10 protein-coding genes are annotated in these 11,961 nt (G+C 43.1%); 8 read left to right on the top strand and 2 right to left on the bottom strand.

The features are described from left to right. The first annotated feature begins 4 nt into the window (after positions 1 to 4). Together ICV90_RS07630 and ICV90_RS07625 are read left to right on the top strand one after the other, a co-directional pair. Positions 5 to 2,113, top strand: a complete 2,109-nt coding sequence (locus ICV90_RS07630) for an AIPR family protein (RefSeq protein ID WP_215357998.1) — start codon at positions 5 to 7, stop codon at positions 2,111 to 2,113. Positions 2,114 to 2,117: 4 nt separating this feature from the next. Continuing rightward, entirely contained in the window at positions 2,118 to 3,443 is a 1,326-nt protein-coding gene (locus ICV90_RS07625; RefSeq protein ID WP_215357996.1) for an ATP-binding protein, read from the top strand. Positions 3,444 to 3,448: 5 nt separating this feature from the next. Here the strand turns inward: ICV90_RS07625 and ICV90_RS07620 are convergent, their stop codons facing one another. Next, entirely contained in the window at positions 3,449 to 4,987 is a 1,539-nt protein-coding gene (locus ICV90_RS07620; RefSeq protein WP_215357994.1) for a DNA cytosine methyltransferase, read from the bottom strand. A gap of 137 nt (positions 4,988 to 5,124) precedes the next feature. Next, positions 5,125 to 5,295, bottom strand: coding sequence for a helix-turn-helix transcriptional regulator (locus ICV90_RS10370; RefSeq protein WP_371743894.1), 171 nt, complete (start codon positions 5,293 to 5,295; stop codon positions 5,125 to 5,127). A gap of 578 nt (positions 5,296 to 5,873) precedes the next feature. On the opposite strand from ICV90_RS10370, the gene ICV90_RS07610 reads away from it, so the two are divergent. Genes ICV90_RS07610 through ICV90_RS07585 form a run of 6 tightly spaced genes read left to right on the top strand, consistent with a single transcriptional unit; the run spans position 5,874 to position 11,957 of the window. After that, positions 5,874 to 6,758 carry a YdaU family protein gene (locus ICV90_RS07610; protein ID WP_215357984.1) on the top strand — a complete coding sequence of 295 codons (885 nt, stop codon included), beginning with the start codon at positions 5,874 to 5,876 and terminating at the stop codon, positions 6,756 to 6,758. Then, positions 6,748 to 6,978: a hypothetical protein gene (locus ICV90_RS07605; protein ID WP_215357976.1), complete on the top strand. Its 231-nt coding sequence runs from the start codon at positions 6,748 to 6,750 to the stop codon at positions 6,976 to 6,978. The genes ICV90_RS07610 and ICV90_RS07605 overlap by 11 nt, the downstream gene beginning before the upstream one ends. Further along, positions 6,975 to 7,379, top strand: a complete 405-nt coding sequence (locus ICV90_RS07600) for a hypothetical protein (protein ID WP_215357974.1) — start codon at positions 6,975 to 6,977, stop codon at positions 7,377 to 7,379. The genes ICV90_RS07605 and ICV90_RS07600 overlap by 4 nt, the downstream gene beginning before the upstream one ends. Before the next feature lie 17 nt (positions 7,380 to 7,396). Further along, entirely contained in the window at positions 7,397 to 8,704 is a 1,308-nt protein-coding gene (locus ICV90_RS07595) for a terminase family protein (protein WP_215357972.1), read from the top strand. Positions 8,705 to 8,752: 48 nt separating this feature from the next. After that, a complete protein-coding gene (locus ICV90_RS07590) occupies positions 8,753 to 10,699 on the top strand; it encodes a hypothetical protein (protein ID WP_215357965.1) in 1,947 nt (648 codons plus the stop codon). Then, positions 10,674 to 11,957: a hypothetical protein gene (locus tag ICV90_RS07585; RefSeq protein ID WP_215357963.1), complete on the top strand. Its 1,284-nt coding sequence runs from the start codon at positions 10,674 to 10,676 to the stop codon at positions 11,955 to 11,957. Before ICV90_RS07590 ends, ICV90_RS07585 begins: the two co-directional genes overlap by 26 nt. The last annotated feature ends 4 nt before the right edge of the window (positions 11,958 to 11,961 follow it).

Here is an 11,961-nt window from a genome sequence, read left to right as displayed (position 1 = left end):
TCGTATGGAAACTTTAGAGTCGTTTCATGAAGAGCTTCGTCATATTGTTGCTAGAAGAGCATCAAATGATCATCTAGTTGACACAATTGCCTTCATACGCGAGGTTAGTGACCGTCTTGAGGATGACCCTATTTATGGGGAATTTAAATTATCCGAGGATGAGGGCAAGCTAGGAAACAAGAACTACAAAATTCATGGCTACACTGACTTTGATGAGTCAGATGGAACACTTGGCTTGGTGATAGGTAAGTGGTATGACTCAGATGCGATTGAGACGCTTACAACCGCAGAAGTGAATCAGCTGTTCACAAATCTTGAAAATTTTATTGTTGGCTCTATAAAAAATAATCTTTTTGAAGAAAAGGTAGAGTCAAGCGGGGTATATGAGATATCAACAACTCTATCTGAGTATAAGAATAAAATCTCTAGAATTAGACTGCACCTTTTTTCTAATGCCGTATTAAGCCAAAGATTTAAAGAGAGTCTAAGTGGGGATATTGGCGGAATTTCAATAGAACACCAAGTTTGGGATCTTTTAAGAATTAAGTCTCTCTACGAATCCTCAAGAGAGCGCGAACAAATCGAAATTGTTTTAAGTGATTTTGATTCCGACGGAATCCCTTGTATTGAGGCCTCTAAGACTGAAAATTTAAGTTCTTACTTATGTGTAATCGAGGCACCCTTGCTTGCAGATCTCTTTGAGAGATACGGAAGTAGATTGCTTGAGGGTAACGTTAGATCTTTTTTAGGTATGAAGGGTGGTGTTAATAAGGGAATTAGGTCCACTATTCAGGACGCTCCATCGCTATTCTTTGCGTATAACAATGGTATTGCTGCTACAGCTACAAGTGTTGATGTTGGACGAACATCTGACGGTCTAAAAATTACTGAGTTAGCAGACTTTCAAATTGTTAATGGTGGTCAAACAACTGCAAGTATTTTGAGCGCAAGAAAAAAAGACGGTCTTAGTCTCTCTGGGGTAACTGTTCAGATGAAGCTAACTGTTGTTAATGTCAGTGAAGCAAATTTAATGATTCCTAAAATTGCTCAGTATGCAAACACTCAAAATAAAGTTGCGATTGCTGACTTTTTTGCAAATCATCCAATACACAGGAAGCTTGAGGAAATTTCTAGGCGTTTACGTGCCCCAGTTCGGGTTGGTACACGACTTGATTCGAAATGGTTTTATGAGAGATCTCGCGGTCAATATCAAAACGAACGTTTATATTTAAATAAGTCAAAACGAGACCTTTTTGACTTGGAATTCCCAAGTACTCAGGTAATTAATAAAACTGACTTAGCTAAGTATGACAGCGCTTGGAAGGGTAAGCCATTTTGGATTAGCCAAGGCGCTCAGAAGAACTTTCTCAAATTTGCTGCTCAATTCACCCCAAAGGGTGATGCGTCAGAAACTGAGCATTGGGAAACTATTAGCCCAAATTTTGGGGATTCTTATTACCAAGATATGGCTTCGATTGCCGTTCTTTGGAAAAAGATTGAATCCCTAATCTCTTCTGCTCGAGGGGACTGGTATGCCGGAGACTATCGCGCTCAAATTGCTGCATATACGATAGCTGAATTTTTTAATATATTCAGAGTTAAAGGCGGAGAATTTGATTTGAGTAAAGTTTGGGCAGCTCAGGCTGTGCCTGATGTTCTGGGCCCGTACTTAGTTGAGCTTGCCATACGTGTACAGCAACTAATTCTTACCCCTCCTCCCGGCACAACTAACGTTGGTGAGTGGACCAAAAAAGAAGAGTGTTGGAATAGAATACAATCGCTCCCGGTTGAATGGAGTGAAGATTTGAATGCATTTCTATTGGATAAAAAGGAAGCAAATTCAAGAAAAGCAGAAAATAAAAAAATAGGACAAATTGATGATGGCATATCTGCTCAAAATACTTGCTATGAGTTAATGAATTCTGGTTATTTTTCAGGTTTGTGTCAGTGGCCACCATTCTTCCAATTTTTTACCCCTAACGAACAGTCCTTGATTAAGAAGGCATCTACGCCAAAAAGTTTTCTAACCATTTTTAATGATAAAGACTGGCGAACTATTATTGAATTAAAAAATAAGGCTGAAGACGAAGGTTTTCGTCACACGTTAAATTAAATATATGACAGTAATCTCTATACCAAGTGCAAAAAGACTTATCTCGTCCATGCGAGATTTGGGATATGAATTTAGTGATGCAGTTGCAGAAATTGTTGATAACTCCATACAAGCTGGAGCAAATGTAATTCAAGTAAACCTGCATTTCGATGGCTATGATTCATATTTAACAGTTCTTGATAATGGCGTTGGAATGACGCCCGCTGAAATAAGGGAGGCCATGAGATTTGGCTCCATGAGGGATTATGAGCAAGATGATTTGGGTAAATTTGGCCTTGGCTTAAAAACCTCCTCTCTAAGTCAGTGCGATTCATTGACTGTGTCCTCTAGAAACTCACAAAAGAAGGTTCAAGTCCATTCCTATTCCTGGGATATGGATCATGTTAATAAGGTTGATCAGTGGGAGATCTTGCCTGTTGAGATTGATGAGTTGCTAAATCCAGTTGTCGAGCATTTGTACTCAACTACTGGGACTGCGGTAACTTGGGAAAAACTGAATCGATTATTAAACTTTCAGGATCCTACCGGTGGTAGGGCCGAAAATGATATTAAGAAATTAACCCAAGATTTAAAGGTATCGCTTGGCGCTACTTTTCATCGTTATCTAACTGGTGAGCAGAGATCGAAGAAGGTAATGATCTTTGTTAATGGTGATTTAGTTGAATCTTGGGATCCCTTTTGCCGAAGTGAAAAAAATACATTGGAATTGGAGTCATTTTCTATTCCTATCTCGATGGATGGAAAGAAGGGCACCATTAAATTTAGGCCATTTGTCCTTCCAACTCAAAGTCAATTTTCATCGTCATCTGCACATCTTCGTGCTGGCGGCCCTGAAAAATGGAATAAGCAACAAGGCTTTTATATCTATAGAGCTGGCCGATTACTACAAAGTGGTGGCTGGTGTGGGCTAAGAACCTCTGACGAGCACTCTAAGCTAGCAAGAGTTCTTGTAGAAATACCCGCTGGGTTTGATGATCTCTTTAAGGTAAATATCTCGAAGATGAAAATTAACTTCCCAAGGGAAATTCGCGAAGAAGCAATCCTAAAGCTGGCCCCAATCATTAAAAAAGCTAATGATTTATATAGAGCTCATGGAGAGACAACATTCTCCGGTGCTTCGGTATATGAGGCTGACGATAAAAATTTTGAACAGCTAGTTAGTAATTCATTATCTAAATTAGATGCCGAATGGAGTCTAACGCCGGGAACTGTAAAAAACGTATTACCCAAGCTGTACGGTCAAGCCACCCCCAGTGAGAGACGTTACCTCTTGAGGATATTTAAACGTCTTGCAGAGGAAAAGAAGGCGGGCGAGAAACCTTTGGCCTAATTTAGTTAGGCTGAGGCAAGATTATTGAAGTAATAATCTTCCTCTGTTAGCTCTTTATTGCTGTAACGAGTGTTTGCCTCTATTGCTATTGGAATAAGAGCTACTGGCCAGCCTGATCTCTTGTAATAAGGCGCTATAACATCGCTGGTGCCTGATGGCGGCATATGAATTTCGCCAGTTCTATCAAGCGCTGTTTCTGGATGGAGTGTTGGATGGACAACGTGAACCAAATTCCATATAGATAGAAATTCCTTTGCATTCATCTTGCCAATAACGCCTAGGTATAGAGAATTAGTTAATTCCTCTAGCTTTTTAATGGCCTTATTTCTTTCTGATTCTTTGAATTGTGGCCTTGCTTCTGAAGAAGAATTATTTTTTAGATAGGCCTTTATGGCAAAGCCAATTGCTCTTCCGGCTAAAGGGGGTACGGCGTTCCCAACCTGCTCATATACATTTCCTCTTTGGCCGGAAAATTGAAAAGTATCCGGAAAAGATTGAACTCGTGCTGCCTCTCTTGGTGTTAGGGATCTATTTTGTGTTGGATGGATAAACATTAATCCATCTTTCTTTAAGTGAGCAACAATCGTTGAACAAAGATCAAATCGGCTTTGTCTTTTGTATTTATCAGCAAAAGACTCCATGGAGTAAGGTGTTTCCATAACTTCGCCTCTAGCAATAGCACCTTTGCTATTTTCCCCCTCTCTAAGGAGTAGAAAATCCCTCAAATCTCTTTCAGAGTGGGGTCGAGATACATGCCAGGTCAATTTTGGAGCCTTATCAGCCCCCATTAAATCTATGATGTATCGATTGCTAAATTGTTTGAGGTGATTTTTTCTTAGCTGCAAATCGTATTTTGATTCAATAGTGCCGTCGTTAGCCTTTAATGGAGGTAGGTCGCATATGGCCTCGCCCAATGTAACTATCGGCTCTATAGAGCTATCACTGGGTTCTAGTGAATGGGTTTTTGTTAGGTAGCGCGTAGGCATGAACAGTGGTAGCCCAACACGAGTGCCAATAAATAGTTGACGAATCCGCTTTTGGGGTACCCCGAACTCCCAGCAATTGATTTGCACTGGTGCAACTGAGTAGCCTAATGCTCTACTTGCCTCCTGAATCTTGGTGAAATAAATTCCGCTACCCATGCTCTTGATGCCCAAGACGTTTTCCATGACAAATATCTTGGGTTTAAAAAACTCAACATGTTTTAGAAAGCGTTTATATAGATCACGCCTCGGATCATCAACAAATTCCTTGCCAAAATTAGCGCCACCTTGTGTTCTTGCTGTCGAGAATCCTTGGCAAGGGGGACCACCAACCACTAGGTCAATTTCACTTGTGCCCATAATTTCAGCGAGTTCTTCTGGCTCAAACTGTGTCAAGTCTCGTTTTAACCCTACTGGACGCTTATGATTTAGATTAAATGTCTCGATAGCAATAGCATTGAAATCTACTGCAGCAAGGCATTCAAGATCGGCCATCTCTAGGCCATAAGACAGGCCGCCGCAGCCGCTAAATACGTCGATAAATTTAAGTTTTTTGGACATGTTCTGATTTTAGGCTATTGCTCTATTTGGTTAGGTCAGTGCGCCAGTAGGAAATATCTTAATTTTGTGTCTCCTAGGCAGTAAATGATATGAATTTGCTGGCTCATGCAATGAGCCTAAGCCTAGGAGCCACCCATTTAATTAGTAGACTGCCTTGTCCTTTCTTGGATAAAGCCCTGGACCTGTTCAATAGTCCAAAAAGAGGACCTTCCAATTTTGATCGGCTTAGGAAACTCGCCTTTCTGAACCATTAGCCAAAACTTGGATTTTGAGATCGGCATTACCTCCAAAATCTGTGGAATTCTCATTAAGGTTATCTCTGAATTTAAATTACTCATGACGACCTCCCTGACGGGCGCGCTTTATATTTTTTCGATAAACCTGCAAAGCCATTTTTGCTGAACTCATCTTCGTGTAACCATATGAACGGTACAAACTGTAAAGCCGAATTGCTACCATCAAATTGTTCTCCATCTAGTTTTGTTATGTATCAATATGTGTGCTACTGAGAAGCAATGTAGTCAATGAAATTTTGATGGTCAATCAAATGTCAATACCCACTTTGAAGACGCATATTAATTTTTGACTACAAAAAAATATTTATTCACATAAGTGTTACAAGCTTATCCAGTAAAGGGCTACAGCCTTGTCAGTATTTTCTGATGGCATAAGGAGAGCAGTGGACGCACATAGATCAATTAACACTTCAAGAAGAAAAAATAAACAACTCAAATTTCTTAAAGATGGATTACAGCGAAAAAGTAAATAAATAAATTCAAAATAAATTCATAAAAAACACGTTTGACGATACGCTTTCCGATTGTTAGATTCATCTCTTGCGAAAAATCTTTAGCAAGAAAAAAGAACTACACGGAGACTGTTTTAGATGAATTACTACGAGCATCACATTGGGGATTATTCAGAAGCCACTGCGCATCTGACCTTTATTGAGGACGCAACCTATAGCCGTCTCATTCGAAAGTATTACGCCACTGAAAAGCCGCTGCCAATCGAAATGAAGACGGTCCAGCGATTAATCAATGCCAGATCAAAAGAGGAAAAAAACGCAGTTGTCTCAGTCCTTAATGAGTTTTTTACCCTCACAGACGATGGCTGGCGACAAGAGCGCTGTGACCATGAGATAGCTCGCTTTAAAGACCGGCAATCCAAGGCTAGGCGGAGCGCTGAATGGAGGTGGCAGACATCTCCAGTAGAGCAAATACTGTCAGATAGTACGTCTAACTCGGTATGCGATCGCAATGCGAACGCATTGCCAACGCAATGCTCACCAAACACCATACACCAAACACCAGTCACCAATCTCCATACTCCAAGCAAACAAAACAATGGGGGTGAAAAAGAAAAATGTCCGAACGATGATCTTGAGACAAGGCAGAAGATTGCCAATGTCTTTGCCGTTCATGGAGTAAACATCGCCCCTAGGGATGAAAAGATTGGGGAAATTGCAAAGCTCATGGCTGCAGAGGAAGAAATTCAGGATGCGATAACCCAGGCAAAAGAAATGAGAAAAAAGGCTTCAAGTTCTACCCCCATCAACCCGGGGCTAGTTCTAGCAATTCTCAAAGGAATGCGAAAAAAGATTCAAGGCCAAGAAAGCTCAGAGGATGCCTGGTGGAAAACCAATGAAGGCATAGATGCTAAAGGGCGAGAGCTTGATATGCGAGCCCAAGGTTCAGAAAGCTATGAATCATTCAAGGCAAGAATTCTTATTGAGTTACGAAAGCGTAAGGAGATGGCGAATGCTGGTTAACCAAACCTTAGCTGGAGTTGTTCATCGCCCTGATATGGAAGACTTTCCTATTGGGTCCATTGTTAAGACGCCTAGTGGGCGTGTAGGTAGGGTCGTTAAGCATCGCGGTGCCCAAAGCCGACATGACTTATTCCAAAGAATCATCATCGAGTTTGAGGATCCGATAGGTGATTCAGTGGCGCTTCAACCCCACTTGCTGACGATGATCAAAAAGCCATGATTGAAAACAATCAAAAGAAATCAAAGGGAGGCGCAAGGGCTGGGGCGGGTCGAAAGACTGGTAGCTTAACTAAACGAACCCGTCAGATAGCCGAAGCTGTTGCAACCCAAGGAATCACGCCCTTGGAAGTCATGATGAAGGTAATGCACCAACTTTATGAGGAGGCCGGCAACGTTAGCGAACAAGATTTTGGCGATAAAGAGTTGGCAAGCGAAGCGAGAATCAAACTCCTTAATATGGCAGCCACCGTTGGAAGGCATGCTGCACCTTATGTTCATCCACGACTATCTGCTATTGAACATACTGGTAAGGATGGCGTGCCCCTACAAAGTGGCGTGTTAGTCGTGCCAAGTGCTATGAGTGTTGAGGATTGGGAAAGATCCGCCCAGCCCAAGCATTAGTGCAATAAACGTAAGTCATGAAAACCATCTGGGCACCATTGCCTGGTAGTCAGACACTATTTCTGACATGTCCTGTATACGAGGTATTGCTTGAGGGCACGAGGGGAGGCGGTAAGACTGATACCTTACTCATGAGCTATGCCCAACACGTAGGCAGAGGCTTTGGAGACCACTGGCGCGGCACACTCTTTCGTCTGACCTATCCCCAGTTAGCTGACGTAGTAGCTAAGAGTAAGCGCTGGTTCTATCAGATCTTCCCTGGCGCCAAGTTCAATGAATCAGATTACGTCTGGAAGTGGCCTACCGGAGAGATGCTGTACTTTCGTTATGGGGCTAATGAAGACGACTACTGGAATTACCATGGCCACGAATACCCCTGGCTAGGATTTGAAGAACTCACCAACTGGCGAAACCTATCTTTTTACGAAGCCATGCATTCCACCTGCAGGTCATCTCATCCCGGAATGCCAAGAATGGTGAGAGCAACTTGCAATCCTTTCGGAGTAGGGCATGCATCGGTAAAAGAGCGATTTCAGATTGGGACAATACCGGCGGGACAAATCATCAGACAAGAGGGCGCACTACCAAGAGTGCGAATACATTCCACCATTCATGAGAATACCCATCTACTAAAAAACGACCCTAACTATCTCATGAGCCTAGAGTCGCTAAGCGATCCAAACAGGCGTAGAGCCTGGTTAGAAGGTGATTGGGATATCCACGTGGGAAGTTTCTTGGAAGGCGTATGGCAGCCCTCTAAACACGTCATTGAGCCATTTGCCATTCCACCGACATGGAAGGTTTGGCGTTCAATGGACTGGGGATATGCAAGACCATATGCCGTCTACTGGTTTGCCTTATCCAACGATGGAGTCTATTACCTCTGGCGAGAGCTCTATGGATATGGAGATAAAGAAAACACCGGTACTAGAGAAGATGCAACAGTAGTTGCAGAGAAGATTAAAAAGATCGAGATCCATGATCAACGCCTTGGATACGAATATCGGATGAACCTAGCTGACCCATCCATCTTTTCAAAGATCGGAGCAGAAAGATCAATTGGCCAGATCTTTAGAGATAAAGGGGTTAAATGGACTGAAGCCTATAACGCCCCGAGAAGTAGGGTTAACGGAGCCCAAGAAATCATTCGCCTATTGGCGGAGGGCAGATTAAAAGTGTTTAGTACTTGCAAGCATTGGCTCAGAACAATTCCCCAATTACCGCCAGACTCCTTAAGCCCAGAAGATGTGGATACCGATGCCGAAGATCATGCTTGGGATGCAACAAGGTATGGAGTCATGCGAGCACGAAGGGTTGCAGAATAAATCCAAAATAAATTCTTAAGCTATTGCCACTGAATTTATAAATAGGGTGTGGCCCAAGACTCTAAAGCTCTTCAACAAAAATGGAATGCCCGCATTAAATATGCGCGCACTCATTGGGCGACTTTTCATAAGCGGGTAAAACATAACCGCAATACCGTCTCTGGATTTAATTGGAACGCAGATCCTACTGGCAAGGACTTCTATAGCCTAAGAGCAAATCTCATCCATGGAACTATCTCTGCTGTACTGCCTAACGTCTATGCTCGTAACCCAGAGATCTCAATCGCCCCCACCCATTCGGGTGCGGACATCAAACTCTTTTGCAATACCCTAGAGAAGGTTACCAATAGAGCCTTAGAGCATGCCCAACTAAAGAATCGAGCTAAGTCCACAGTAAGGGCGGCTCTTACTTGCAGTTTCGGAATCTTAAAGGTGATGTATCAAAGAGATGTAGACGAGGATGCCTATATTCAGGGACGCATTAACGACCAACAAGAAAATAGATTGGCGATTAGAGATCTTAAGCAAGATCTAGAAGATGGCAGCCAGAAAAAATACTATGAAGAAAAAGAGATTGAATTAGAAGAGCAATTGCTAGGCATACATGAGCAATCAGAGGTTTGGTCTGCTGAGGGTCTAGTTATCGATAGAGTCCTTACGGAAAACCTTCTGATTGATCCATCCGTCTGCGAGTTTTGGGATTACACCGACGCTGATTGGATGTGCCAGGTTATCCCCATGAAGCGCGCGCAGGCTGAGGCTTTATATAAAAAGAATCTCGCTAACGCTAAGATCTACCAAGCAGGCCAAAGCGAACCCTCACACAAGAAGGCCAAGCGCTTGGCTTCAATGCAGTTAGATGCTGGGCCAGTAAGTGACGATCAGCAAATAGCAGTCCTAGAGATCTGGGATAGAACTACACAGCGTGTATACACAATGGTGGAGGGCGCGACAGAGTGGCTGCGTGAACCATATTCACCATCAAGAGCGGGTGAGCGCTGGTACCCGTTCTTCTTATTGCCTTATCAGGTAGTCGATGGGCAGTTTGTTGGCCCAAGCCTAGTAGATCTCACTGAACGACTACAGGATGAGCATAACGAAGCAAGAGATCGATTTAATCAGCATAGAGACCTCTGTATTCCGGGGTGGGTTGCATCTGCCGACATTAACGAAAAGACAATTAAGAAACACTCCGATTCAAGATTTGGTGAGATCACTATTGTTGATACAGAAGGCAAGCCCCTTAACCAAGTCATTATCCCCAGAGGTCACCCCAAGATAGATCCGGTCGTCTATGACACCAGCGCAGTACGTTATGACTGGGAGCAAGTCACCGGTCTGCAAGATGCAGCAAGGTCCACCGTAGTAAGACCTAAGACAGCCACCGAGGCAAACATTTTGCAAAGAGCCTTATCAGGGCGCGTATTCGAATTCAAAGACCAGATCGAAGATTGGTTACAAGAGATCGCGCAATACAGTGCCCAGGTACTTTTACAAGAACTGACCAAAGAGCAAGTAGAGCGCTATATGGGCGCGCCAATAACTAAAACAACTATGGTCGATGGCAAGCTCACCATAAGCAAAGAGAAAACCTACGATTGGCCAGAGCTCAGTAAAGAACGAATCTTTGACATGGTTGACCTGCATATTAGGGCAGGCACTACTGGAGCCCCTGATGGCATAGAGGAAAAAGAAGGTTGGCTCAAAGTTCTACCAATGGTTACCAGCCTGTCTATCCAAATGCAAAACCTACAAGCAAGAGGGATGGATTACGAACATATCCGTAGTCTCCTACGCGAGACTCTCTTGCGATATGACGATCGCATCGATTCAAATCTATTTATGCCCAACGTTGCAAAACAAGCCGATGGATTCGTAGATATTCCACATGAAATCTCAATGCATCGGCTATGGGAAATGGGCGCTGATAAGCAAAGTAAACATCAACATTTAAAAGAGGAGATAGTAGATGACACAAGAAGTGAAAAACTTTAACTCTGGAGTATTAACTAATGGGGGCTCCATTCAGAGGGTACAGAACCGTGAAGCTAAAAGAGAGGAAGAGCGTTTAAGAAAAGAAGCAGAAGAAAAGAACGCAGCTGAATCCGTTGCTCGGCGTCAAAAGGCAAAAGAAGAGCGTGCGCTCGAAATAGCTGAGCAATCAAAAGCTCGGCAGCTTGCAGAAGAAGAAAAGCGAAGAAAGGCTGATGAGAAGGCTGCCCAAGATGAAGTCGCAAGACTGAAAGCAGTTGCAGATAAAGAAGCGGCTAGATTAGAAAAACAGCAAGACCTTGAGAGAAGAAATACTGAGAGAGCTGCTGTTCAGAAACAAGATGAAGCTAGGCGTAAGAGCCAGTCTGCCGCCTTATTGGATGACTTAGGCAAAGACGCAACCGCTCAAGAGGCAGATAGCTCAGATGAATTTGAGGAAGTACAGGAGCCAATATTTTCACCAGTTAAAGGCGAGGTGCAAATACCGGTCGAAATCTCTTCATTTGAAGCTAAGTCTGAATCAGAGCCACTGATAGCCCACGATATTAGTGAGCTATTGCCGCCGCCTGCCGTCCTTACAGTTGAGTCTGAGCCACAGGCCTCCATTCAGGTTGAGAGTGGTAAAGAATTAATTGAAAGAGTTCTTCATTCAACTGAACAAGCTTCTGAAGATCAGGCTCAGGAGGCAGCACAACCTAATCGCAGTGAAAATCGATTTCAAAAGATGGCCAATACCAATCGAGAGCTTGCAAAAGAAAATGATTCTCTCAAGTCAAGAGTTGAAGATCTCCTCGATAAGCTTCATGGCTATGAGATTGAGGGTGAGCTGGTAGGCAGCATTATGAACGCGGTCGATCGAAACAAGAAAGAAAAATGGCGCGAGAAGAGTGAGGCTAACTACTTAAAGAATGATCGCTGGAGCGTTATTGATGAAGCCAAGAAAGAGATCTTGAACTATCTCTCTACGCGTCATGGTGAGGTGGATTATTTGGATAAGTCACAGCTATTCCTAAAGTACATGCAAGACCCCTTCTATATGCATGTCTTCGTACAGAACAATCAAATTTCGCAATGGCGGCCTACGATAGATGCAATCTATAACGCGATTGATCTTCAGCCAAAAGACTGGTCTAAGGTAAAGCCTATAAGTTATAAGCCTCAACCTATTCGGGCGAGAACGGCTACTCTAGGTGCGCCAGTAGCGAGCTCTGAAGAGCCAATGGATCGGATAGCCCAGCATCTGGGCAATATGGGAATTTAGCCTT

The sequence above is a fragment of the Polynucleobacter sp. JS-JIR-II-b4 genome (assembly GCF_018687815.1).
Taxonomy (GTDB): Bacteria; Pseudomonadota; Gammaproteobacteria; order Burkholderiales; family Burkholderiaceae; genus Polynucleobacter.
The sequence above is the reverse complement of the archived record's forward strand: the minus strand, read 5'-3'. Positions and strand labels throughout refer to the sequence as shown.

Excerpts from the sequence above, each read along its gene's own strand:
- ICV90_RS07630 (WP_215357998.1), top strand. The coding sequence starts at position 5 with ATGGAAACTTTAGAGTCGTTTCATGAAGAGCTTCGTCATATTGTTGCT.
- ICV90_RS07625 (WP_215357996.1), top strand. The coding sequence starts at position 2,118 with ATGACAGTAATCTCTATACCAAGTGCAAAAAGACTTATCTCGTCCATG.
- ICV90_RS07620 (WP_215357994.1), bottom strand. The coding sequence starts at position 4,987 with ATGTCCAAAAAACTTAAATTTATCGACGTATTTAGCGGCTGCGGCGGC.
- ICV90_RS10370 (WP_371743894.1), bottom strand. The coding sequence starts at position 5,295 with ATGAGAATTCCACAGATTTTGGAGGTAATGCCGATCTCAAAATCCAAG.
- ICV90_RS07610 (WP_215357984.1), top strand. The coding sequence starts at position 5,874 with ATGAATTACTACGAGCATCACATTGGGGATTATTCAGAAGCCACTGCG.
- ICV90_RS07605 (WP_215357976.1), top strand. The coding sequence starts at position 6,748 with ATGCTGGTTAACCAAACCTTAGCTGGAGTTGTTCATCGCCCTGATATG.
- ICV90_RS07600 (WP_215357974.1), top strand. The coding sequence starts at position 6,975 with ATGATTGAAAACAATCAAAAGAAATCAAAGGGAGGCGCAAGGGCTGGG.
- ICV90_RS07595 (WP_215357972.1), top strand. The coding sequence starts at position 7,397 with ATGAAAACCATCTGGGCACCATTGCCTGGTAGTCAGACACTATTTCTG.
- ICV90_RS07585 (WP_215357963.1), top strand. The coding sequence starts at position 10,674 with ATGACACAAGAAGTGAAAAACTTTAACTCTGGAGTATTAACTAATGGG.